This is a genomic window from Streptomyces mirabilis (assembly GCF_018310535.1).
In the GTDB taxonomy this organism is placed as follows: Bacteria; Actinomycetota; Actinomycetes; order Streptomycetales; family Streptomycetaceae; genus Streptomyces.
The window spans coordinates 1,605,600-1,627,961 of record NZ_CP074102.1; the positions used below are offsets into that span (position 1 = coordinate 1,605,600).

Consider the following 22,362-nt stretch of genomic DNA (forward strand, 5'->3'; position numbering starts at 1 on the left):
CGGTGGTGGTTCGGGGGTCACACGGGCTCCAGTTCGCCGCTGCGGGTCATGAGGTACTCGACGAGGGCGATCAGCGCCTCGGTCGACGAGACCCGGTCGCGGGCGTCGCAGCGCACCAGCGGGGTCGAGGGCAGCAGGTCGAGGGCCTCGCGCACCTCGTCCAGATCGTGCGACGCGGAGGCGTCGTCGAAGTCGTTGAGGGCGACGGCGTACGGCAGGCCCAGCTCCTCCAGTACGCCCATGACGTCGAACGACTCGGACAGCCGCCGGGCGTCGGCCAGCACCAGCGCGCCGAGCGCTCCGCTGGTCATGTCCTTCCAGAGTTCGGTGAAGCGGTGCTGCCCGGGCGTGCCGAAGAGGTAGAGCACCAGGGCGTCGCTGAGGGTGAGGCGGCCGAAGTCGAGGGCGACGGTGGTGGTCGTCTTCTCCCTCGAACCGGCGAGGTCGTCGACGTGTGCGCCCGCCTCGGTCATCACCTCCTCGGTACGCAGCGGCCGGATCTCGGAAAGAGCGCCGACGAACGTGGTCTTGCCGACCGCGAAGTGGCCCACGATCAGCAGTTTGACCGCGGTCTGCACACCCGGGCCGAGGTGGACGTCGTCAGAGGCGGGCGCGGAGCCCATCCAGTACCTCCTGGAGGATGCGGGCGTCGGAGAGGCGGGCGGCCGGTACCGGCGCCCGGGTGACGAGGTGACCGCTGTCCATCAGGTCGGCGATCAGTATTTTGGTGACGCTGACCGGGAGTTCCAGATGACCGGCCACCTCGGCGACCGACAGCGCTCCGGGCCGGCACAGCTCCATCAGTCGGCGCTTCTCCGGGTTCAGCCCCGTCAGCGGCAGGTCGTCGGCGGCGATCAGCAAGGTGACGAGGTCGAGGGTGTTGCGGGAGGGGTGGGCACGGCCGTCCGTGACGACGTACGACCGCACCAGCCTCCCTCCCGGCCGGCGCCCGGGCGTCATGCCGGGCTGCCGGTGTCCTGCCGGGCCGGGCTGGTCAGCTCCTTGCCGAGCCGGTCGACCAGCTTGTGCATGCGGTAGGTGACCGCCTCCATGTCCACGTCCTCACCGGTGGACACCGCGAGGTGGGCGCCCTCACCGGCGGCGACGAGAAAGACGTAGCCGTGCGCGAACTCGATCAGGGTCTGCCGCCACGGCGCGGTCGCGCTGCCGCAGAACTCGGCGGTGCTGCGGCTGATCGACTGCACCCCGGACAGACCCGCGGCCAGCCGCTCGGCGTCGTCGCGGCCGATGTCCGCCGAGTGGGCCCGGAGCATGCCGTCGGCGGACAGCAGGATGGCGTGCCGGGCCTGCGGCACCTTCAGAACCTCGTCGAGCATCCACCCCAGCTCGTTGGTCATGGGCGCGATCATCCCTGTGTGTTCCCTTCGGATTCGTGGGGGGCTTCGGCTTCCTCGGCTGTTTCGGCCGCGGTGCGTGTGGGGGGTGCGGTGTCCTGCTCGGCCCGCGCGGAGCGGGTGCCGCGCGCGAAGGCGCCCATGCGCCGGGCGTACTCCTCCGCGGAGCGGCCCACACTCTCCTCGACCGGTGCGGCCGGTGCAGCCGGTTCGCCCGGTGCCGCCGGGGGCTGCTCGGCGGCGGGCGGGGGTACGGGTGCGCGGCGGCGCCGCTTGGGCAGCCCGCCGGCCGTCGTCGCCTCCGCGGGCCCGCTCGTCCGGGCCGTACGCCGGGGCGTGCGCGCCGGCTCCCGCGGCGGTGGGGGCTCCTGGACCGGGTCGGCGTGGGTGAGCAGCGCGGCCGGTACGAAGACGACGGCACGGACGCCACCGTACGGGGAGCGGGTGTCCACGGAGACGTCGAACCCGTAGCGGGTGGCGAGGACGCCGATGACGGCGAAGCCGAACTGGGGCGGATCGTCGAGGCGGGTGACGTCCACCGCGCGGCGGCCGGTCAGCAGCGCGGCGGCGTGCTCGGACCCGCGGCTGTCCATGCCGACGCCCGCGTCGTCGATGACCACGACGGCGCCGTTGTGCACCGCCTGGACGCTGACCTCGACGGTGGTGTTGGGCTGCGAGTGGCGCGCGGCGTTGTCCAGGAGTTCGGCGACGGCGAGGACGACCGGTTCGACGGCCCGGCTCTCGACGGCGATGTCGGCCTGTCCGTTGATGCGGATGCGCCGGTAGTCGCGGATGCGGGAGGTCGCGCCGCGGACCACCTCGATGAGCGGGGAGGTGGCCCGTTGGCGTCCGGGCCAGGAACCGCACAGTACGGCGATGGCCTGCGCGCGACGGCCGAACTGGGCGTTGGTGTGGTCGATCTCGAGCAGGTCGCGCAGCACGTCGGGGTGGTCGTGGCGGTCCTGCATCTCCGAGATGGACACCTGCTGCTCGTTGGCGAGTGCCTGGATCGATCGCATCGACGCCTTGAGGGCGGCCTTCGCGGACTGGTCGGCGCGGGTCTGTGCGTGCCGCACGGCGTCGGAGAACCGCTCCAGGAGACCGTCGAGACACTTCGCGAAGTCGGTGTCGGCCAGCCGCGCGTCGAGGAGGCCTACGGCGGGGAGGGCCGGTGCGTGGAGAAACTCGCCGGCCGCGGGAAGGGGCCGGCCGGTCGTGGCGAAGGGGTGACCCGGCGCGGACTGCGGCCGGCCCGTCGCGGGGATGGACTGCCCCGCCGAGGAATGTGGCCGGCCCGTCACGGGGATGGACTGCCCCGCCGCAGCAAGGTGCTGACCTGTCGCGGAGGAGGGGTGACCCGGCGCGGAGGCGGGCTGGTGCGGGGCGCTTTCGAGCGCGGGCAGGCGGACCGCGACCAGGTGGCGCAGCTCCTCGTCCCGGGCCCGCAGCGCGTCCGCGAGCTCGGCGCTCCGGCCGCGCTGCCGTCCGGTGATCCCGCGCTGGCGCACCAGCAGCACGGTGACGGCGAGCAGGCCGACGGCCAGGCACCAGAACGCCGCCTCCGGTATCCGTTCGGTCATGAAGTCCTCAATGGCATATGCAAGTTGACGGGTCGCACGACCGTAGCCGCCCATCGGCACAGACGCTTGCCCTCGCGCGCAAGGAAGTTGCCGTGGGACGCACGGACTGTATGCACTAGGCTGACGTGGAGTAACTACCGCTCGCTGCACTGGAGTTGAGGGTGTCGTTGCCCGCGGAGAGCTACATCGTGGAAACACGGACGACCGCGGAGGTGGATCCGCGCGAGCGGGCCGACTTCTGGAGCGAGCACGTCGGGTCCTGCCAGTCCACCATGGGCTACCGGTACCCCCGCACCGACGACTTCCGTGGCGCGACGGTCCGCCAGCGCACCGAGCGCTATCAGCTCGTCAAGTTCTGGTCGGACGAGGTCGCGTACAGCAGGACCGCCCGCCAGGTCCGCCAGGACCCCGACGAGGACTACCGATTACTGCTGCCGCTCAGCGGGGAGATCGTGCTGCGGCAGGACGGCCGGGAGGCCCGGCTCACACCGGGCACCGGCACCCTCGTCAGCTTCGGGGCGCCCTTCGAGTGCCTCCAGGACGCCTCGACGCACGCGTTCGTCCTCACCATCCCCGCGCGCGAGATGGACGGCCCGCTGAACCGTAAGTCGCCACTGGCCACCGGGCTCGATCTGAGCAGGGGGCTCGGCCGGGTGGTGAGCTCCATGATCGGCGACCTGCACGCGGAGCGGGACCACCTCACCGACCCGCACTTCAACGCCGTCTCCGACCGCGTCGTCGAGCTGCTGTGCATGCTCACCCTCGGCGACGACCGCCCCGACGGGACGGGCCAACTCGGCGACGTGGAGACGATGGTCCGCCGCTACGTCCGTGAACACGCCGCCGACCCGGGTCTCACCGGTACGTCCATGGCGCACGCGCTCGGCTGGTCCCTGCGTCAGATCCAGCTGGCCCTGCAGCGTGCCGGCACCACTCCGCGCGACCTCATCCGCGAGGAGCGGCTGCGGCTGGTTCGTGAGCGCCTCCAGTGTGCCGACTGCGAGCACCTGACCATCACCGATCTGGCCTTCGCCTCGGGGTTCTCCTCGGCGAGCGGGCTGAGTACGGCGTTTCGGCAGCGGTACGGGGTGAGTCCGCGGGAGATGCGGTCCGGGGGACGGCGGCCGTAGCGCCGTAGTCCAGATCCCTTCTGCAGGGGTCCACCACTCGGTGGACCCGAAGTTCAACCTGTCGAGGCTGTCGGCACGAACCCCCCGGCGACCAGCATGAATGGCATGAAGAATCTCCCCGTTCGCATGGCTCGTTGGAGCGCCGGACATCCCTGGCGCGCGATTGTCTCCTGGCTGCTGTTCGTGGTCCTCTGCTTAGGCGTGGGCATCACGGTCGGCGGCAACCCGGCCACCACGGAGGACTTCCGTATCGGTGAGGCGGGGCGGGCGGAAGCGCTGGCCGCCGAGGGCGGGCTGCAGCAGCGCCCCGTCGAACGCGTTCTGATCACCGCGAAGCCCGGGTCCGGCCGCCTGGACCCGACCGCCGCCGACGCCGCCGCGAAGGACGTGGCCGACCGGATGCGCGGGCTTGCCGAGGTCCGCTCGGTGGCCGACCCCGTGCACGCGGCGAGCGGCACCGCCGTCCGCGTCGACATCACCATGAACGGCCCCGAGCTGGACGGGAAGAAGCACGCCTCTGGGTGCACCGCTTCATCAGTCGGAGCAACGCCCGCACCGAGCAACTGACCTCCGAACTGCACAGCGCGCAGGAGCAGTTGGCGCAGGCCTACCAGCGGCAGGGAGCGGCGGCCGAACGCGAGCGCATCGCCCGCGAGATCCACGACACCCTCGCCCAGGGGTTCGCCTCCATCATTGTCCTCGCGGAGGCCGCCCGCTCCGCGAACGGCGCCGACGCCGACAAGTGCGACCAGCAGCTGCTGTCGATCGTCCGAACAGCGCGCGAGAACTTCGCCGAGGCGCGCGTGCTGGTCGGCTCCGCCCCGCAGAGCGGAGTCGCCCCGGGCTCGGTGGCCACCACCCTGCGCCGGACCCTGGACCGCTTCGTCCAGGACACCGGGCTCACCGTCACCGCGGAACTGGCCGACGTCGACTGCGACCAGACGACCCGCATCGCACTGTTGCGCTGTACCCAGGAGTCTCTCGCCAATGTGCGCAAGCACGCGGCCGCCACCACGGTGGGCGTCGTCCTGGCCCGGCATCCGCACGGCATCGAACTGGAGATCACCGACGACGGCCGCGGTTTCGTGCCGGACGAGGCCCAGGGCTACGGCCTCGTCGGCATGCGCAAGCGGCTGGCCGAACTCGACGGCGACTTCACTGTCACCAGCTCTCTCGGAGACGGAACCCGCGTCCTCGCCACGATCCCCACGAGCAGTCAGGACTGACATGGCCCGACCGACCGACCAGGCTCCGGCCGCCGTGACGGCTGTGACGGGAACCGGCCAGGCACCGGCCGACCAGCCGGGTGCGCCGCGGGCAACGGACAGGATTCGTGTGATCGTGGTGGACGACCACACCGTGATGCGGGCGGGAGTCGTCGCCCTCCTGTCGTCCGAGCCCGGTATCACCATCGTCGGAGAGGCGGGCAACGGCAGGGAGGCCGTCGAACTCGTCCGGACACTCGCGCCCGACCTGGCCCTCATCGACCTGCGTATGCCCGTCCTCGACGGCGTCGCCGCCACCGCGGAGATCGTCGCCGGCAGGACGTCGACCCGGGTGCTGATCCTCACCACCTACGACACGGATGTGGAGATCGAGCGCGCCGTCGAGGCCGGAGCCGTCGGCTACCTCCTCAAGGACACCACGCGCGAGCAACTGGTCGACGCCATCAGGTCCGCGGCCCGCGGTGAGACGGTTCTCGCCCCGAAGGTGGCCGAACGCCTCGTCGCCCGTATGCGCCGCCCGGCCCCCGTGGCGCTGACCGGCCGAGAACTGGACGTCCTGAACGCGGTGGCCGACGGTCTCTCCAACGCCGACATCGGCAAACGCCTGGTGATCGGCGAGGCGACGGTGAAGACCCACCTCCTGCGCGTCTTCGCCAAGCTGGACGTCAGCGACCGTACCCACGCGGTGGTCGTGGCCCTGGAACGCGGACTGCTCGTACGCCCGGGCCGGGAGACGCCCTGAGGGCGGCCCTTCCCCGACCGGATTCCGGCCCACTCCCGGGTTGATGTGGCTGCCGGATCACTCCATCCTTGTACATATGGTGAAAATCCCGGGCGACGTGGGGCGGGTCACCACGGCCGGTGACGCCATGGTGGTGGTCGACGCGCACGGAGTCGTGACCGGCTGGAGCGAGGGCGCGCAGCTGCTGACCGGGTACGCCGCGGCGGAGGTCACCGGCCGACCGGTGTCGGACCTGCTGGACGGGGACCCGGACAAGGCCTGGCGGGCGCTGCGGGCGAACGGCGGCCACGGTGTGGTGGCCGTACGGCGCGAGGACGGTCGGCGGAGCGAGCTGGCCCTGCGGGCGTACCCGCTCCAGGGCGAGGAGGGGAAGCCGGCCGGATACGTGATCACCGCGGCGCCGGACGGGCGAGGTCGTGACCTGGGAGAGCTCGCCTTCAAGCAGGCGTCGGTGTCCATGTCGGTCTTCGACACCGAACAGCGCTATCTGCGGATGAACGACACCGCCTGCCGGATCATGGGCGTCCAGGAGGCCGAGGTCCTGCACCGCTACTTCCCGGACACCGTCGAGAACGCGGAGCACAGCCGCGGCTTCTTCAACCATCTGCGCCAGGTGGTCGAGACCGGCCGCCCCGTCCACTACGAGAGCTGGACCCGGGCCCCCTCCGGACTGCGTATGCACGCCTGGAACATCGAGATGTGGCCGCTGCGGGCCCCCTCCGGACAGTTGCTCGGCGTCTCGCTGGCCGGTTACGACAGCACCGAGCAGTACCGGGCCCGGCAGCGGCTCGCCCTGCTGAGCAAGTCCGCCGCCGCCATCGGTACGACGCTGGACGTGATCCACACCGCCCGTGAGCTGGCCCAGCTGGTGGTGCCCGAGCTGGCCGACTTCGTGAGCGTGGACCTGCTGGACTCGGTGGTCGAGGGTGAGGAGCCCACCGGCGGCCCGGTGGACGCCTATGTGGAGCTGCGCCGGGTCGCGCACCACTCCCGTACCGCCGGGGTGCAGGAAGCGGCGATCGACCTGGGCGCGGCGGACGTCTACCCGTCCTCCTCCCCACCGGTCCGCGCCCTGGTCACCGGACACGCGGTGCTCACCAGGACCGGCGACCCGGACGTCGACGGGTGGCTCAGCCGGCACGGCGCCCAGGCCGCCAAGCCGTACCAGGCGGACCGCCGGGACTTCTCACTGATGGCGGTACCGCTGGTGGCGCGCGGTACGACGCTGGGGGTGGCGGTCTTCGTGAGGCTGCTCACCGCCGAGAGTCCGGACCCCTTCGACCAGGACGACGTGTCGCTGGCGCAGGAGCTGGCCAGCCGCACGGCCGTCTGCGTGGACAACGCCCGCCGGTACGCCAAGGAGCGCACGACGGCCCTGGCCCTTCAGCGCAGTCTGCTGCCCCAGGCGATGGCGGGACAGGCGGCGGTCGAGTTCGCCTCCCGCTACCTTCCGGCGCTGTCGCGGGCGGGCGTCGGCGGCGACTGGTTCGATGTGATCCCGCTGTCCGGGACCCGGGTGGCGCTCGTCGTCGGCGATGTCGTCGGGCACGGCATCCACGCCTCCGTCACGATGGGCCGGCTCCGTACGGCGGTATGGACGCTGGCCGACGTCGACCTGCCCCCGGACGAGCTGCTCACCCACCTCGACGACCTGGTCGGGCATCTGGCGGCCGACGAGAGCCCGACGGGCGCGGAGATCGGCGCCACCTGTCTGTACGCGGTGTACGACCCGGTCTCCGGGCACTGCGCGGTCGCCACGGCCGGGCACCCGCCGCCCGCCGTGCTGTTCCCGGACGGCACCGTGAAGATCGTCGAGGTGAGCGCGGGACCGATGCTCGGGGTGGGCGGGCTCCCCTTCGAGGCCACCGAGCTGCACCTGCCGGAAGGCTCCGTCCTCGCCCTCTACACCGACGGTCTCTTCGAGGCCCGCCACCTCGACGCGGACGCGGGTACGGCTGTGCTGTGCAGCGCGCTGACGGTCCCCGCCGCGAATCTGGACGACGCCTGCGACAACGTGCTCCAGGTGCTGCTGCCGCATCATCCCAAGGACGACGTGGCCCTGCTGCTGGCCCGCACCCGCACCCTGGACAGCGACGAGGTGGCGGTGTGGGACCTGCCCGCCGATCCGGCGGAGGTCGCCACCGCCCGGCAGTACGCGACCGAGCAGCTGACCCGCTGGGGGCTCGACGAGGTCGCGTTCGTCACCGAACTCGTCGTCAGCGAACTGGTCACCAACGCCATCCGCTACGGCGGCGCCCCCATCCAGCTCCGGCTCATCCGCGACCGCACCCTCATCTGCGAGGTCTCCGACGCCAGCAGCACCTCTCCCCATCTGCGCCGGGCCCGCACCTTCGACGAGGGCGGCCGCGGGCTGCTCCTCGTCGCCCAGCTCACCGACCGCTGGGGCACCCGCACCACCGGCACCGGAAAGACGATCTGGGCCGAACAGGCACTGCCGTTCGAGTGATCGCGCCCTGGGGCGCTACTGGAAGTCGCAGCCGGGGTTGGGCGCGTCCTCCGAGAACGGCGATCCGTGGGGCAGGACGTACAGCACGTCCAGGACGACGGGGACCGAGCCCTCGTTGCGGCCGATGTGCACATGGCCGGGACCCGGGGGCTCGGTGATCGTGCGGCCGGCCGGGTAGGTGCCGTCCTGCGCGCAGGTGGCGTCGAAGTGGCTCAGGGTGCCCTTCTTCACGAGGCCGTACAGGGGACCGTCGTGGTAGTGCCAGCCGGTGCTCTGGCCGGGCGGGATGGTGATCTCCCGAAGCGTGTAGTCCGTGTTCCCCACGGTGGTCCGATAGAGCACCGTCGCGGTGACACCGGGGCCGGCGGGAGTCGCGTACGCGGTCCCGGCGACCAGCGACATCGCGGACAGGCCGACGACCGCGGCGCCCGTCGCTCCCGTACGCAACACGGCACGGACAGCGGAAACCTCACGCGTCATCTCGTCCTCCCCCGTATGAACGCAACAGCCCGCCAACGGCAGGCCCGCGCACCATCATTGAACATCCACGCCCCATGCGGAAGGTGCGATACCACCCAACTCGCGCATCACGCTTCCAACTAGTGACGATGCGGCGACGACACCCCCGCGCCGGCCATCTCCGGCATATGCCCGCTCACTTGACGGCCGAGCGTGACACACGATTGGCTCCGGCCCAACGAAAGTACGACAGTCGGTACACAACATCCCGACATCGCACCGATCTCACCCTCCCCGCCCCGCCGCTGGGCCGCACAGCGAGGTGCCGCACCCATGAACATGTCCCCCACACCTCACCACTCCCCCGGAACCCCGCCCCGCGCCGCCCGCCCCGCCCTCATCGCCGTCATCGCCGCGGCCTGTCTGCTCGCCGCCGGCTGCTCCGGCTCCGGGGGATCGAACGACGCCTCGGCAGGGAAGGCGGGCACCGGCCGGATCAAGGTCGCCCTGATCACCCACGGCGCCCGCGGAGACGCGTTCTGGGAGCTGGTGCGCAAGGGCGCACAGGCGGCGGCGACCAAGGACAACATCGACCTGACGTACGCGAGCAACTCCGAGGCCGCCGCCCAGGCGAGCCTGGTGCGGGACGCGATCCGCGACCGGGTGGACGGCATCGCGCTGACGCTGGCCAAGCCGGAGGCGATGCAGAGCGCGGTCAGTGCGGCCAAGGCGGCGGGGATACCCGTGGTCGGTCTCAACTCCGGGATCGACGCCTGGAAGTCCGAGGGCCTGCTGGAGTACTTCGGCCAGGACGAGAGCGTCGCGGGCCGGGCCACCGGCGACAAACTGGACGAGCTCAAGGCCAAGCACGCCCTCTGTGTCATCCACGAACAGGGCAACATCGCCCTGGAGGCCCGCTGCGCCGGGGTGAAGAAGACCTTCGGCGGTGAGACCGACATGCTCTACGTGAACGGCACCGACATGGACGCGGTGGGCACCGCCGTCACGGCCAGACTGCGCCAGGACCCGAGCGTCGACGAAGTCGTCATGCTGGGCGCGCAGTTCGCGCTCGCCGCGGTGAAGTCGGTGAAGGCGGCGGGCAGCAAGGCCCAGGTCGCCACCTTCGACCTCAACAGCAGTCTGGTGAAGTCCGTGCAGAGCGGGGACGTGCAGTTCGCGGTCGATCAACAGCCCTATCTCCAGGGCTATCTGGCCGTGGACTCGCTCTGGCTCTACCACTCCAACGGCAACTTCAGCGGCGGCGGAAGCGCTCCCGTGCTCACCGGACCCGCGTTCGTCACCAAGGAGAACGTCTCCTCGGTCGCGAAGTTCGCGGGGAACGGAACCCGCTGAACCGCTGCCACCCTCACAGGCGTCACCAAGGATTTCCGTCCCTCACGGTGCGTACGGTCACTTGTACGGATAGCATCCTGCGCACCCTCTCATCGCTGATCGCTCTAGGACGACGATGTCTCCACGGACCGGTGCCGGGCGCCGTCTCGGCTCCATACGTCTCTCCCTGATCCTGCTGGCGCTGGTCCCCAGCGTCACCCTCGCCGCCATGTGGGGTGTGACGACGACGCAGATCTTCTCGGAGGGGCTGCGACTGCGCGAACAGACGGGGCTGAGCCGGTCGACGGGTGCCATGGGCACCGAGGCGACGCTCGCGCTGCAACAGGAGCGCAGCCTGTCGGCCGCCTGGATGGCCTCGCCGCACGGTTCCCGGGCCGCCCTGGACCGGCAGCGCAGGCGCACGGACGTCGCGGTCGCGAAACTGGTCCGCCGGTCCGAGGACTTCAAGAACGCGCCCGCCCGGATCGGCGACCGGATGTACTCGGTCATCGCCTCGGTGGGAAGCCTGGAGTACTACCGGGGACAGGTGGACCACCCCACCGACATCACCGCCCAGCAGGCCCTGGACCAGTACACCTCGATCATCGGCGACCAGATCCACGCCTTCCAGGAACTCTCCCAGGTCGACGACGGCGACCTCACCTCACAAGCAGGGCCGCTGATAACGCTGGGGAACGCGGCGGAGCTGGTCGCCCAGGAGGACGCCCAGCTCGCGCTGGCCTGGCCCTCGGGAAAGCTCGACCAGCAGTCGTGGCAGCAGTTCGCCCAGCGGGTCGACGTGCGCCGCTGGGTCTTCCAAGGCCAGGTCCTCAACTCGCTGCACGGCACCGTGAAGGACCAGGTCGAACGGGTCCTCCAGAGCCAGGACTGGAAGACCCTGGAGACCGTCGAGGACCAGATCATCGCGGCCCGGACGGCGCACGGCCAGGTGGCGAAGACGGTCGAACTGCCTGACGCGCACGCCCGCTGGAAGACCGCGCTCGGCAGGATCTCCGACCAGTACACGAACCTGATCCAGCAGCAGACCACGCAACTGCTCGACCACAGCGCCGACAAGGCGCACAGCCTGCTGATCAAGGCGGCCGCGCTGAGCGCCGGCGGACTCGTCGCCCTGCTGGTGTGCGTCGTGATGTCCTGGCGCATCACCCGCTCCCTCTCCCGGCGGCTGCGCGGTCTCAGAATGGCCACGCTCAGCCTCGCCGAGGAACGGCTGCCCGACGTGGTCGCCCGGCTGAACCGGGGCGAGAAGGTCGACGTGGAGTCCGCCACCCCGCCCCTGGACTACGGCGAGGACGAACTCGGCCAGGTGGCCAAGGCGTTCAACACCGCGCAGCGCACGGCCGTGCACACCGCGGTGGAACTCGCCGACACCAGACGCGGCTTCCAGAAGGTGATCCTGGGCATCGCCCGGCAGAGCCAGAACCTGGTCAACCTTCAGCTCAGCAAGCTCGACGCACTGGAACGCGAGCACCAGGACCCGGGGATCCTCAAGGGCCTGTACGAACTCGACTCCACCGCCAGCCAACTCCGCCGCTACGAGGAGAACCTCGTCATCATCAGCGGCGAGCAGCCCCGGCGCAGCTGGACCGAACCGGTCGCGCTGATCGACATCCTGCGCAGCGCCGTCGGTGAGGTCGCCCAGTACCAGCGGGTGGAGGTGCACACCGACGACGAGGTGTACCTGAGCCCGCCCGCGGTGGCCGACGTCATCCATCTGCTGGCCGAACTCATCGACAACGCGACCTCCTACTCCCCCGCGCCCAGCCCGGTGGGGGTGCGGGCCGCGATGGTGGCCAAGGGCCTGGCCGTCGAGATCGAGGACCGGGGGCTGGGCCTGTCCGAGGAGGACTACGCCGCGTTCAACGCCCAGTTGGCGGTGGCCCCGCAGTTCGACGTGGTGGCACTCGCCGACGACCTGCGGCTCGGCATGTTCGTGATCGCGCGGCTCGCCACCCGGCACGGCATCGCCGTCACCCTGCGCTCCTCGCCGTACGGCGGGACCACCGCGATCGTGCTGATCCCGCACGACATCGTGGTCCGTGAGACCCCCGACTCCCCCGCCACGGACGCAGACACCGCGATACCGGCGGCGGTCGTGGCGGCGAAGGGCTCCGACGACGCCACGGTCCCGGAGCGCCGGCCCCATGAACGTACGGAGGAGGCACACCCCGCCGCCCGGGCCCACACGGCCGACTCCGCCGCGCCCCGCTCCGCCCCCGCTCCGGGCACCGCCCGCCGCGACGGACTCACCCCGCTGCCGCGCCGGGTGCCGCAGACCAGCCTGGCCACGGAGCTGCGGGAGGAGGCGGCGCCCTCCGAGGCCGACGACAAGGACGCCGCCGACCTCGCCTACTTCACCGCGGAACGCGCCGCCTCCTCACTCGCGGGCTTCCAGCGCGGAACGCTCCGGGCCCGCGACGACGAGGAGATGCCGTACGACCACGGGGGCCAGGAACCGTCGTACGACCACGGGGACCAGGAACCGTCGTACGACCACGGGGAGGACCCGGCCCCCACCCAGCCCGCAGACCGCTCGTGGACTCCGCCCGCCGACCGCTCGTGAAGGACAGAGAAATGACACGCCCCAGCACCGCCACACACAGCCAGCTCGACCAGCTGCTCACCGGACTGGTGGAACGGGTCGCCGATGTGAACCACGCCGTCGTGCTCTCCGAGGACGGACTGGTCGTCAGCAAGTCCACGGCGTTCGTCCGCGACGACGCCGAACGGCTGGCGGCGACCGCGTCCGGCCTGATGAGCCTCAGCAAGGGCGTCAGCATGGACTTCCGCGGCGGCCCGGTGCGCCAGGCGCTGATCGAGATGCGCGACAGCTATCTGATCCTCACCGCCGCGGGCCCCGGTGCCCATCTCGCCGTGCTCACCAACCAGGGCGCGGACGTCGGCGTGGTGGCGTACCAGATGAACATGCTGGTGAAGAAGATCGGCGAGCACCTCAGGGCAGCACCTCGTGCGGGCGTCGCCGCCGCGGCCGACAACGGCGAGTGAGGTGAGCGAAGGCGACGCGGCCGGCCGGCTGGTACGGCCGTTCACGCTGACCGGAGGACGCACCCGGCCCAGCCGCGCCGACTTCACCCTCATCACGTCGGTGACCGCGGTGGATCCGCCGCCCGAGGGCGCCACCCGGCCGCAGCCCGAGCACGCCCGGATCCTGCGGCTGTGCGCGAAGACGATCGTGGTGGCGGAACTCGCCGCCGAACTCGACCTGCCGGTGAGCGTGGTCGTGATCCTGCTCTGCGATCTGCTGGAGGCGGGCCGGATCACCGTCCAGGCTCCGCGTCTCGTCTCCCGTACCCCGGACCTGGACCTGCTGCAGAAAGTGAGGGACGGCCTTGGCCGGCTCTGACCCCGCCGCGCACGGGACTTCGGCACCCGACGCACCCTCCGCTCCCGACGCGGTCAAGATCCTGATCGCCGGAGGGTTCGGCGTCGGCAAGACGACCATGGTCGGGGCGGTCAGCGAGATCGTCCCGCTGCGCACCGAGGAACCCCTCACCTCCGCCGGTCTGAACGTCGACGACCTCGACGGCATCGAGGAGAAGCGGGCCACCACCGTGGCCCTGGACTTCGGGCGGATCACCCTCAGCCCCGAACTGGTCCTGTACCTCTTCGGCACCCCGGGCCAGCAGCGGTTCTGGTTCATGTGGAACGACCTCGCCATCGGCGCCCTGGGCGCCGTGGTCCTCATCGACGTCCGCAGGCCGGAGTCCAGCTTCGCCGCCATCGACTTCTTCGAGCGGCGCGGCATCCCCTTCGTCGTCGGCGTCAACGGCTTCCACGGACAGCACCCGTACACCCCAGAGGAGATCCGCGACGCCCTGGCCCTGCCGGAACGGACCCCCGTGCTGCTCTGCGACGCCCGGGAGCGCGGGTCGTGCCGGGACGTACTGATCACTCTGATCGACGAGTTGATCGCTTCGTCCAGCCGCAACTGACGTACGGAAAGGCGCTGTTCGCCGGTCTTGCTGTGACCCGCCAGGGCCCGGCTGTGCGGAAGCTGTGAGTTCCCTGATTCTCATCCTTCCCTCAGCGCGGGCTCAGCGACGGCCCAGATCCGGCCCGGATCGTCGGGGCCATGAACGAAACGAACGCGGGAGGCGTCCGGCAGCGGTCGGTCGAGATCGTGGTGCCGGTCCACAACGAGGCCCATGCCCTCGGCGAGGGCATCGGCCGCCTCCACGCCTACCTCGAAGCCTCTTTCCCGTTCCCGTTCCGGATCACCGTCGCGGACAACGCGAGCACGGACGCCACCTGGCAGGCGGCGACCGAGCTGACGGCCCGTCTTCCGCACGTCAACGCCGTCCACCTGGAGGCCAAGGGCCGGGGCCGCGCGCTGAAGTACGTGTGGAGCCGGTCCGAGGCGGATGTGGTCGCGTACATGGACGTAGACCTGTCGACCGGACTCGACGGCTTCCTCCCGCTGGTCGCGCCCCTGCTGTCCGGTCACAGTGACCTGGCCTCGGCAGCCGGCTGCACCCCCAGGCGGCGGTGGTGCGCGGACCGAAGCGCGAGTTCGTCTCCCGCTCCTACAACCTCCTGCTGAAGCTGGGGCTCGCGGCCCGCTTCTCGGACGCGCAGTGCGGCTTCAAGGCGGTGCGCACCGAGGTCTTCAGAGCGCTCGCCCCGCACATCGAGGACAACACCTGGTTCTTCGACACCGAGTTGCTGGTGCTGGCCGAGCGCAACCGGCTGCGTATCCACGAGGTGCCGGTGGACTGGGTCGACGACCTCGACAGCCGGGTCGACATCGTCGCCACCGCCGTTGACGACCTCAAGGGCATGGGCCGGATGCAACGCCGGATCCTGACCGGCCGCACCCGCGTCGCGCTACCGCCCCGGGCCGGTACGGCGCACGTGACGGCCGCCGCCGCTGCCACAGGTGGCGCCCTGATGCGACTCCGGGTCTTCCGCCCGCGTCGCACTCCCTCTCCCCGCTTGGAGCCCGCGTCATGACGACTCTCGCCCCACCGCCCACGTCCTCACCGAGCAGCGGGCACCGGGCGGCCCCGCCCGCCGACGGCGGCTTCGTCGCCCGTGGCCGAAGGCTCTTCACCGGCCCCGCCGAGGACCCCCGCTGGACGCGCCCCGCCCTGTGGGCGATCCTGCTCGCGGCGACGGCCCTGTACGCCTGGAACATCACCTCCCTCAGCGGCAACAGCTTCTACAACGCGGCCGTCTACAGCGGCACCAGGAGCTGGAAGGCGTTCTTCTTCGGCGCGCTGGACTCCGGCAGCTTCATCACGGTCGACAAACCGCCGTTCGCCCTGTGGGTGATGGGGCTGTCCGCCCGCGCCTTCGGCTTCGGCACCTGGCAGCCGGCGCTGCCGATGGTCGCGGTGGGCACCGGCTCCGTGGCCCTGCTCCACCGCATGGTCAAGCGCGATTTCGGCCCGGTGGCGGCGACCGTCGCCGCGCTGGTACTGGCGCTGACCCCGATCACCGTCGCCATCAACCGGGACACCAACCCGGACCCGATCCTGGTCTTCCTGATGCTGCTCGGCGCCGCCGCGCTGATGAAGGCCGTGCGCACCGGCCGGCTGACGCCGCTTGTCTGGTCGGCGGTCGCGATCGGCCTCGCGTTCAACACCAAGATGATGCAGGCGTACGTCGTCCTGCCGGCCTTCTTCCTGGTCCATCTGTGGGCCGCGCAAGGCTCCTTGGGCCGCCGGATCCGCCACCTCGCCGTCGCCACGGTGGCCCTGGTCGTCTCCAGCGCCTGGTGGATGGTGGTCGTCGACCTGATCCCCGCCTCCTCCCGCCCCTACATCGGCGGTTCGACCGACAACACGGTCTGGGACCTGGTCATCGGCTACAACGGCTTCGGCCGTATCTTCGGCGCCGGCTCGTCGGTCGGCTCGGCGGGCAACGGTGCGAGTTTCGGCGGCAGCGCGGGCGTCTACCGGCTGTTCAACGAGATCATGGGCGGCCAGATCTCCTGGCTCATCCCCTTCGCGGCCATCGCCCTGATCGCGGGACTGATCCTGCGCGGCCGGGCCCCGCGCACCGACGCCAAGCGTGCGGCGCTCATGCTCTGGGGCGGCTGGTTCGTCCTGCACTACCTGACCTTCGCCCTCGCGGAGGGCACGTTCCATCCGTACTACGTCACCGCCATGGCTCCCGGTATCGCGGCCCTGGCCGGTGCGGGCGGCGTGACCCTGTACCGGGCGTTCCGTGAGGGCTCGGCGGTGATGTGGGGCTGGGTTCTGCCGACCGCGGTAGCGGTGAGCGCCGCCTGGGCTGTCGTCCTGCTCCAGCGGGCCTCGGGCTCCGGCACGCTGTACACCGTCGCGGAGATCGTGGTCGGCGTCGCGGGCACGGTCGCGGTGCTCGGCCTGCTCGCCGGGCGCTTCATGCGACGGGGCAGGCTCATCGGCTTCGCCGCGCTGGCCGCGGTCGTCGCCCTGCTGGCCGGCCCCGCCGCGTACTCGGTCTCGGCGGCCACCTCCGCCACGAACGGCACCAACCCGACGGCCGGTCCCAGCACCGGTGGCGGCATGGGCGGGGGTCCGGGTGGCGCGAGCGGTTCGAGTCGTACGAGTGGTACCGGCGGCCGGTCCATGGGTGAGCCCCCGTCGGTCGGCGGCTCCGCGCCCTCGGGCTCCGGCACCCGGCCGAGCGGCAGCGGGACAGACAGCAGCGAGACGGGCAGCAGCGAGACGGACGGTGGCCAGACAGGCAGTGAGCAGACAGGCGGAGGTCGGATGGGCGGAGGCGGCACCCAGGTGTCGTCCGAGATGATCACGTACCTGAAGAAGCACCAGGACGGGGCCACCTGGCTGCTGGCCGTGGCCACCGACCAGACCGCGTCCTCGGTCATCCTGGAGTCCGGGCAGCCCGTCATCTCCATGGGCGGCTGGTCCGGCAGCGACAACGCCATGACCCTCGCCAAGCTCAAGAGCCTGGTGAAGTCCGGCAAGCTGCACTACATCATCGTCAGCAGCGACGGCGGACAGGGCACCAACTCCGAGATCGCCACCTGGGTCAAGGCGCACGGCACGGCCGTCAAGTCCTCGGCGTACAGCTCCGGTTCCTCGTCCGCCACGTCCACAAGCACCAGCGGCCTGTACCGCCTGGACGCCTCCGACCTCGGCTGATCCAGCCATCCACCCCGGAAGGGGCGGTCCACCGGACATCCCCCACCGGTGGCCCGCCCCTCCTTTCCGTGACTCAGTCCCGGGCGAGGGTGGCCCGGGCTTCGCCCGCCGGGCGCCGTACGGCCGCGTCGGTCAGCTCCTTGACCCGGTCGGCGGGCACGGGAACGCCCGGGGTCTCGAAGAACCAGCGCTGCGCCTCCTCCTGGCTCAGCCCCTCGGGCCGTGCCGCGAGGTAGGGCTGCACGTAGACCGGGGTGCCCGGCTCGCTGCGCCAGCTGTCGGCGAGCGTGCCGATGTCCACCGCGTCATACCCGAGGACGTCCAGCAACTCCGCCACCCGCGCCTTCGCGGCCGCGTCGTCACCGGCGAGGGGCAGGGCGCTGCGGTCCGGGGAGCCGGCGGGCCGGGCGGAGAGGAACAGGCGCCGGAAGTCGATGCTGTTGAACGCCTTGACCACCTGGGAGTCGGCCAGGTGGCGCTGGACCAGGGCGCTGGAGGTCGGCCCGCCCGCGTCCAGCTCGGCGATGCGGCCGTCGCGGTCCGGGTAGTAGTTCATGGTGTCGATCACGGTCCTGCCCGCGAGAGCCGCCGCGGGCAGCCGGTCGTAGGCCTTCAGCGGCACGGTCGCCACCACCAGGTCACCGGCTCGGGTGGCCTCCTCGGGGGTGGCCGCGCGGGCGTGCCCGCCGAGTTCGGCGACGAGGCCGGCGAGTGTCTCCGGTCCGCGCGAGTTGCTGAGTACGACGTCCAGTCCGGCCGCCACGGCGAGGCGGGCCAGCCCGCCGCCGATCATGCCGCTGCCGATGAGTCCAAGGGTCTTCGTCACGGTGTGGGGTCTCCCGGTGATGTGGTGTGAAGCAGATGGCCAATGGCGCCAATAGTGAATCCATATATCAATCATGAAACTCAGTGTCACACTAGCGTCCACGGTTCACTATTGCGAGCGGGGAGCGAGTGAGCGGTACGATCCCGGGGTGAACGGAGCAACGCGTACGAGCACGAGGGACATCGCACGGGCCGCCATCCGGGCCGAGTTGGCCCAGGTGGCCTTCGAGCTGTTCCGTCGCGAGGGCTTCGAGAACGTCACCGTCAACGACCTGGCCGCTGCGGCCGGGGTGTCCCGCAGCACCTTCCTGCGCTACTTCGGCACCAAGGAGGACGCCGTCCTCGACGCGGTGGACGCCCAGGGCGGGCGGATCGCCGACGCGCTGCGCAACCGCCCGGCCGGCGAGGACGACTGGACGGCGCTCCGACACGCCCTGGGCACGGTCGTCGAGCACCACCGGCAGGACCCGGCCGGCGCGCTCGCCCTGTCCCGTCTGATCATGAAGACCCCCGCGCTGTGCGCGCGCAGCATGGAGAAGCAGAACGGCTGGCGCCCGGTCATCGCCGAGGCCCTCGCCGGGCGCGCGGCCCCCTCGAGGTCCTCGACCCTTGGCCCGCTGGTGCGGGCCGCCGCCGCGGTCGACTGTCTCAACATCGCCGTCAACCACTGGACCGCCTCCGACGGCACCCTCGACCTCGACGATCTGATCGACGAGGCCTTCGCCGCACTCGCACCGCGGTAAGTGAGGTGCGCGGGATGAGGACTCTGTCGGCCCTGACGGCGGCCGTGGCCGGGGGCGAGCTGAGCGCGGCCGAGGTGATCGCGGGCGCGCTGGAGCGCCTCGACCGTACGGAGTCCGACGTACGGGCATGGGTACGGGTGGACCGGGACGGAGCGCTGGGCGCTGCCCGGGAGCTGGATGCCGTGCCCGTGCCGTCGGGCGGCCCGCTGCGCGGCGTCCCTGTCGGGGTCAAGGACATCATCGACGTCGCCGGTCTGCCCACCGAGTGCGGATCGCCGCTGCGCCGGGGCCGGATCGCGGAAGCCGACGCCCCGCTGGTCGCGCGCCTGCGGCGGCTCGGCGCCATTCCCCTCGGCAAGACGGTCACCACCGAGTTCGCGTACTTCGCCCCCGGCCCCACGAGGAACCCGCACAACCTTGCCCACACGCCCGGTGGTTCCTCCAGCGGCTCCGCGGCCGCCGTCGCCACCGGCGTGGTCCCGCTGGCTCTCGGCAGCCAGACCGCGGGCTCGCTCACCCGGCCGGCGTCGTACTGCGGGGTCGCGGGCTTCGTGGTGCCGGCCGGGGGTTCCCTCGACACGACGGGGTTCGTGGGCCTGTCGCACAGCCTCGACGCGGTCGGGCTGTTGACTCCGACGGTGGCCGATCTCCGGCTCGTGTACGGGGCGTTGACCGGCTCGGACCGGCTCTCCCGCCCTCCCGAAGCGCCGACGCGCCCGAGGCTGGCTGTGTGGTCGGGCGGCGAACTGGCCGAGATCTCACAGGACATGCGGGCGGCTCTGGTCCGGAGCGTCGAGGACGCCGTCGCGAACGGCGCCGTGCTCGTGGACGTCGACTGGCCCGCCCTCACCCCCCGCCTCGTCGAGGCACACGTCACGGTGATGGCGTACGAGGCCGCGCGGATGCTGGCCGAGGAGAGCACCCACCCGGACCGGTTGAGCGCACCACTCAACGAACTCCTGGCGCACGGCCGCTCCATCACCACCGGGGACTACGAGCACGCCCGGTCCGTCGCGCGGCGGGAGCGCTCCACGGTGCTGGCACTACTCGGCGACCTGGACGCCGTGCTCGGCCCGGCCGCCCCGGGTGCCGCCCCGAAGGGTCTGACGGCCACCGGGCCTCCCGTCCTGAGCCGCCCCTGGCAGCTCCTCGGCCTCCCGGCACTGACCGTACCGGGCCACCGGGACGCCCAGGGCATGCCTCTGGGGCTCCAACTCGTGGGCCACCCGGACCGCCTGGAAGGCCTGTTCTCCCTCGGCCACGCCGTCGAACGGGCCGCACGGGCGAAGGGCTAGCGCGCGGCGACCGCCGATGGCCGCCGATCGGAACGGCTCAGTCCTCGACGACCGCCGCGAAGGACACGTCCGCCGTGCCGACGGTGCCCCCGCGCCGCCCGGGTGCGCTCTCCCACTTCCAGTAGAGGTTGGTGTGCGCGATCACCTGCTCCGGCGGCGGCGCGCCGTACGCGCTGAGGTCCTCCGTCGTGTGCGCGTCACCGACCAACGTCACGTCGTACCCACGTACGAAGGCCCCGTGCAGGGTGGCGCGGATGCACGCGTCGGTCTGGGCGCCCGTGACGACGAGCCGGCCCACCCCGCGCTCGGCGAGCAGTGCCTCGAGGTCGGTGTCCTCGAACGAGTCGCCGTAGTTCTTGTGGACGAGGGGCTCGGCGTCGCGACGGACCAGTTCCGGCACGTACTGCCAGCGCTCGCTGTCCCGCTCCAGCTGCTCGTCCGAGTGCTGCACCCACACCACCGGCACGTCCTGCGCGCGAGCCTTGCCGACCAGGGTGTCGATGTTCGCGACGACCTCGTGGCGCCGGTGCGCGCCCGCCACCACCCCGTTCTGGACGTCGATGACGAGCAGCGCGGTGTTCGGCCGATCGGGCAGAGTCGTCATCAGGGCCTCCGGTGTCTCGTCCGTCCCATCCATCTCACTCGGCGGGCCGAGCGCACCCCTCTTTCTACCTTTTCTTTCTGCCTTTCGACGACCAAAGCGCCAACTGCCCAGCCCGCGGGGCAAGGAGCCCCTCGCCTCCTTTGAGCGCTCGCCCGAAGAAGTTCCCACCGCGCGGGAGCTCCGGCCGTGTCGCCCAGCCGCTGGTGCCCCTTCCCCTCCCGGACACCGCGCCGTCACACCGGGCGGGAACGTCCCCCCCGTCCCCCTCCGTTCTGCCTCTCCTTGTGTCCGTCCGCCGGTACCGCGGGCGTGACGTGGAAGGACGATGTGCGCCGTGTCCCCGCTCCCGCTCGACAATCTCCCCGTAGCGCGCCCCGCCCCGCTCCGGTCCCCCGCCGCCGCACGCCTGACCCGTCTCGCCCGTCTCACGCTGACCCTGCTGCCGCTCCTGGCGATCGGAGCGTGGGCGGCGGTCGACTGGAGCGCGATGAGCGAGGGCGCCGCGCGGCTGGCCGCCGCCGATCCCCGGTGGCTGCTGGCCGGGGTCTTCTTCACCTGCCTGGGCTGGGTGGCCGCCGCGTGCGTCCGGCAGGGCGCCCTGCCGGAACGGCTGCCGCCCGGGCCGTTGCTCGCCTCGCAGTTCGCCGCCGGCGCCGCGAACCACATCCTTCCGGCGAGCATCGGCGCCCACGCCGTCACCCTGCGCTTCCTCCAGCGCCGCGGCATACCCCTGGCCCGAGCCACCGCCTCGCTCGCCCTGTACTCACTGGTCAAGCCGCTGTCGAAGACAGTGGTGCTCGTCGTCTTCCTCGTGGCCCTCCCGGACGCACTACGGCTCGGCGACCTCGCCCCGGACACCTGGACGTTGCTCATGGCCGCCGGGGCCGCGGTGCTCGGTCTCGCCACCGCCGCCCTGCTCCTGACGGTCGTACGCCCGCTGCGCCGCCCGGCGCTCGGCTTCGTACGCACCGCCCTGACCGAGGCGCGGACCCTGCACACCCGGCCCAGCCGCGTCCTCGCCCTGTGGGGCGGGTCGGCCGCCGCCCCGGTGCTCCAGGGGAGCGTGATCGCCTCGGTCGGGTTCTCGCTCGGGCTGCCGCTGTCCTGGGCTCAGGTGGTCCTCGCGCTGCTGCTCGCCAGTACCGCCGTCGGCGCGGTGCCCGCCCCGGGCGGCATCGGCCCGGTCGACGCGGCCATGGTCTTCACCATGGCCGCGTTCGGCGCCCCCGTGTCCCTGGCCACGGCGACCGTCATCGGCTACCGCGTCCTGACCGTCTGGATCCCCCTGCTCCCCGGCGCCTTCGTCCTGTCGGCCCTCGTCCATCGCGAGGTGCTGTGAACCTCAGCCCTCGTCCCGCCCTCCGGGCAAGGCCCGTTCCGTATCCACCACACGGCACAGCTGCTCGAAACGGCCCGTGCTCGTGAGACTCTCCGAGGGCGGACGCCGAGCTCCTCCTCCACCGCGGGCACG

The 22,362-nt window shown here is 71.6% G+C and carries 20 protein-coding genes and 2 pseudogenes; 15 read left to right on the forward strand and 7 right to left on the reverse strand.

Annotated features, from left to right (window positions below; genetic code table 11):
* Positions 1-17 precede the first annotated feature (17 nt).
* Genes SMIR_RS07165 through SMIR_RS43380 form a run of 4 tightly spaced genes read right to left on the reverse strand, consistent with a single transcriptional unit; the run spans position 18 to position 2,935 of the window.
* The gene (locus SMIR_RS07165) at positions 18-623 is read right to left on the reverse strand and encodes a GTP-binding protein (protein WP_168496709.1); all 606 of its coding nucleotides are present in this window, start codon (positions 621-623) and stop codon (positions 18-20) included.
* Positions 601-960: a DUF742 domain-containing protein gene (locus tag SMIR_RS07170; protein ID WP_101401548.1), complete on the reverse strand. Its 360-nt coding sequence runs from the start codon at positions 958-960 to the stop codon at positions 601-603. The genes SMIR_RS07165 and SMIR_RS07170 overlap by 23 nt, the downstream gene beginning before the upstream one ends.
* The gene (locus SMIR_RS07175) at positions 957-1,370 is read right to left on the reverse strand and encodes a roadblock/LC7 domain-containing protein (protein ID WP_168496707.1); all 414 of its coding nucleotides are present in this window, start codon (positions 1,368-1,370) and stop codon (positions 957-959) included. The genes SMIR_RS07170 and SMIR_RS07175 overlap by 4 nt, the downstream gene beginning before the upstream one ends.
* Positions 1,367-2,935 (reverse strand): ATP-binding protein, encoded by a 1,569-nt coding sequence (locus SMIR_RS43380; protein WP_248003178.1) that lies wholly within the window; start codon positions 2,933-2,935, stop codon positions 1,367-1,369. The genes SMIR_RS07175 and SMIR_RS43380 overlap by 4 nt, the downstream gene beginning before the upstream one ends.
* A gap of 188 nt (positions 2,936-3,123) precedes the next feature.
* Between SMIR_RS43380 and SMIR_RS07185 the strand changes: the two genes are divergently transcribed.
* The 5 genes and pseudogenes from SMIR_RS07185 to SMIR_RS07205 all read left to right on the forward strand — a co-directional run bounded on the left by SMIR_RS07185 (position 3,124) and on the right by SMIR_RS07205 (position 8,500).
* The gene (locus tag SMIR_RS07185) at positions 3,124-4,065 is read left to right on the forward strand and encodes an AraC family transcriptional regulator (RefSeq protein ID WP_168501350.1); all 942 of its coding nucleotides are present in this window, start codon (positions 3,124-3,126) and stop codon (positions 4,063-4,065) included.
* A gap of 105 nt (positions 4,066-4,170) precedes the next feature.
* Positions 4,171-4,632 (forward strand): hypothetical protein, encoded by a 462-nt coding sequence (locus SMIR_RS07190; protein ID WP_211118837.1) that lies wholly within the window; start codon positions 4,171-4,173, stop codon positions 4,630-4,632.
* Positions 4,581-5,291, forward strand: a pseudogene (locus SMIR_RS07195) (sensor histidine kinase); the annotation flags it as partial. The gene SMIR_RS07190 and the pseudogene SMIR_RS07195, both read left to right, overlap by 52 nt.
* Before the next feature lies 1 nt (position 5,292).
* Positions 5,293-6,033 (forward strand): response regulator, encoded by a 741-nt coding sequence (locus SMIR_RS07200; RefSeq protein ID WP_168496703.1) that lies wholly within the window; start codon positions 5,293-5,295, stop codon positions 6,031-6,033.
* 76 nt (positions 6,034-6,109) lie between these two features.
* Positions 6,110-8,500: a SpoIIE family protein phosphatase gene (locus SMIR_RS07205; protein WP_212726776.1), complete on the forward strand. Its 2,391-nt coding sequence runs from the start codon at positions 6,110-6,112 to the stop codon at positions 8,498-8,500.
* Between the two features lie 15 nt (positions 8,501-8,515).
* Here SMIR_RS07205 and SMIR_RS07210 read toward each other — a convergent pair whose 3' ends face one another.
* On the reverse strand, positions 8,516-8,980 hold the full coding sequence (locus tag SMIR_RS07210) for a cupin domain-containing protein (RefSeq protein WP_422664409.1): 465 nt from the start codon (positions 8,978-8,980) through the stop codon (positions 8,516-8,518).
* 312 nt (positions 8,981-9,292) lie between these two features.
* Between SMIR_RS07210 and SMIR_RS07215 the strand changes: the two genes are divergently transcribed.
* From SMIR_RS07215 to SMIR_RS07245, 7 genes and pseudogenes are all read left to right on the forward strand, one after another.
* On the forward strand, positions 9,293-10,312 hold the full coding sequence (locus SMIR_RS07215) for a substrate-binding domain-containing protein (protein ID WP_168496698.1): 1,020 nt from the start codon (positions 9,293-9,295) through the stop codon (positions 10,310-10,312).
* Positions 10,313-10,427: 115 nt separating this feature from the next.
* Positions 10,428-12,875, forward strand: a complete 2,448-nt coding sequence (locus SMIR_RS07220) for a sensor histidine kinase (protein WP_212726777.1) — start codon at positions 10,428-10,430, stop codon at positions 12,873-12,875.
* A gap of 11 nt (positions 12,876-12,886) precedes the next feature.
* Complete coding sequence (locus SMIR_RS07225) at positions 12,887-13,318, forward strand: roadblock/LC7 domain-containing protein (RefSeq protein WP_054236774.1); 432 nt, start codon at positions 12,887-12,889, stop codon at positions 13,316-13,318.
* A gap of 1 nt (position 13,319) precedes the next feature.
* Positions 13,320-13,676: a DUF742 domain-containing protein gene (locus tag SMIR_RS07230; RefSeq protein WP_168496694.1), complete on the forward strand. Its 357-nt coding sequence runs from the start codon at positions 13,320-13,322 to the stop codon at positions 13,674-13,676.
* Positions 13,663-14,265 (forward strand): GTP-binding protein, encoded by a 603-nt coding sequence (locus SMIR_RS07235; protein ID WP_168512161.1) that lies wholly within the window; start codon positions 13,663-13,665, stop codon positions 14,263-14,265. The genes SMIR_RS07230 and SMIR_RS07235 overlap by 14 nt, the downstream gene beginning before the upstream one ends.
* 140 nt (positions 14,266-14,405) lie before the next feature.
* Positions 14,406-15,142 (forward strand): annotated as a pseudogene (locus tag SMIR_RS07240) (glycosyltransferase); the annotation flags it as partial.
* A gap of 137 nt (positions 15,143-15,279) precedes the next feature.
* Positions 15,280-17,424: an ArnT family glycosyltransferase gene (locus SMIR_RS07245; RefSeq protein WP_212726778.1), complete on the forward strand. Its 2,145-nt coding sequence runs from the start codon at positions 15,280-15,282 to the stop codon at positions 17,422-17,424.
* A 73-nt stretch (positions 17,425-17,497) separates the two neighbouring features.
* Here the strand turns inward: SMIR_RS07245 and SMIR_RS07250 are convergent, their stop codons facing one another.
* A complete protein-coding gene (locus tag SMIR_RS07250; RefSeq protein WP_249938394.1) occupies positions 17,498-18,250 on the reverse strand; it encodes an NADPH-dependent F420 reductase in 753 nt (250 codons plus the stop codon).
* Positions 18,251-18,398: 148 nt separating this feature from the next.
* Between SMIR_RS07250 and SMIR_RS07255 the strand changes: the two genes are divergently transcribed.
* Positions 18,399-18,992 (forward strand): TetR/AcrR family transcriptional regulator, encoded by a 594-nt coding sequence (locus tag SMIR_RS07255; protein ID WP_248003177.1) that lies wholly within the window; start codon positions 18,399-18,401, stop codon positions 18,990-18,992.
* 14 nt (positions 18,993-19,006) lie between these two features.
* The gene (locus SMIR_RS07260; protein WP_168496682.1) at positions 19,007-20,287 is read left to right on the forward strand and encodes an amidase; all 1,281 of its coding nucleotides are present in this window, start codon (positions 19,007-19,009) and stop codon (positions 20,285-20,287) included.
* 37 nt (positions 20,288-20,324) lie between these two features.
* Here SMIR_RS07260 and SMIR_RS07265 read toward each other — a convergent pair whose 3' ends face one another.
* Positions 20,325-20,891 carry a cysteine hydrolase family protein gene (locus SMIR_RS07265; RefSeq protein ID WP_168496680.1) on the reverse strand — a complete coding sequence of 189 codons (567 nt, stop codon included), beginning with the start codon at positions 20,889-20,891 and terminating at the stop codon, positions 20,325-20,327.
* A gap of 325 nt (positions 20,892-21,216) precedes the next feature.
* On the opposite strand from SMIR_RS07265, the gene SMIR_RS07270 reads away from it, so the two are divergent.
* On the forward strand, positions 21,217-22,230 hold the full coding sequence (locus SMIR_RS07270) for a lysylphosphatidylglycerol synthase transmembrane domain-containing protein (protein WP_168496678.1): 1,014 nt from the start codon (positions 21,217-21,219) through the stop codon (positions 22,228-22,230).
* The last annotated feature ends 132 nt before the right edge of the window (positions 22,231-22,362 follow it).

Bases quoted from the DNA above. Each gene is read 5' to 3' on its own strand.
- SMIR_RS07265 (WP_168496680.1), bottom strand. From the start codon at position 20,891: ATGACGACTCTGCCCGATCGGCCGAACACCGCGCTGCTCGTCATCGAC.
- SMIR_RS07190 (WP_211118837.1), top strand. From the start codon at position 4,171: ATGAAGAATCTCCCCGTTCGCATGGCTCGTTGGAGCGCCGGACATCCC.
- SMIR_RS07200 (WP_168496703.1), top strand. From the start codon at position 5,293: ATGGCCCGACCGACCGACCAGGCTCCGGCCGCCGTGACGGCTGTGACG.
- SMIR_RS07175 (WP_168496707.1), bottom strand. From the start codon at position 1,370: ATGATCGCGCCCATGACCAACGAGCTGGGGTGGATGCTCGACGAGGTT.
- SMIR_RS43380 (WP_248003178.1), bottom strand. From the start codon at position 2,935: ATGACCGAACGGATACCGGAGGCGGCGTTCTGGTGCCTGGCCGTCGGC.
- SMIR_RS07165 (WP_168496709.1), bottom strand. From the start codon at position 623: ATGGGCTCCGCGCCCGCCTCTGACGACGTCCACCTCGGCCCGGGTGTG.
- SMIR_RS07270 (WP_168496678.1), top strand. From the start codon at position 21,217: ATGTGCGCCGTGTCCCCGCTCCCGCTCGACAATCTCCCCGTAGCGCGC.
- SMIR_RS07260 (WP_168496682.1), top strand. From the start codon at position 19,007: ATGAGGACTCTGTCGGCCCTGACGGCGGCCGTGGCCGGGGGCGAGCTG.
- SMIR_RS07245 (WP_212726778.1), top strand. From the start codon at position 15,280: ATGACGACTCTCGCCCCACCGCCCACGTCCTCACCGAGCAGCGGGCAC.
- SMIR_RS07170 (WP_101401548.1), bottom strand. From the start codon at position 960: ATGACGCCCGGGCGCCGGCCGGGAGGGAGGCTGGTGCGGTCGTACGTC.
- SMIR_RS07210 (WP_422664409.1), bottom strand. From the start codon at position 8,980: ATGACGCGTGAGGTTTCCGCTGTCCGTGCCGTGTTGCGTACGGGAGCG.
- SMIR_RS07215 (WP_168496698.1), top strand. From the start codon at position 9,293: ATGAACATGTCCCCCACACCTCACCACTCCCCCGGAACCCCGCCCCGC.
- SMIR_RS07225 (WP_054236774.1), top strand. From the start codon at position 12,887: ATGACACGCCCCAGCACCGCCACACACAGCCAGCTCGACCAGCTGCTC.
- SMIR_RS07205 (WP_212726776.1), top strand. From the start codon at position 6,110: ATGGTGAAAATCCCGGGCGACGTGGGGCGGGTCACCACGGCCGGTGAC.
- SMIR_RS07220 (WP_212726777.1), top strand. From the start codon at position 10,428: ATGTCTCCACGGACCGGTGCCGGGCGCCGTCTCGGCTCCATACGTCTC.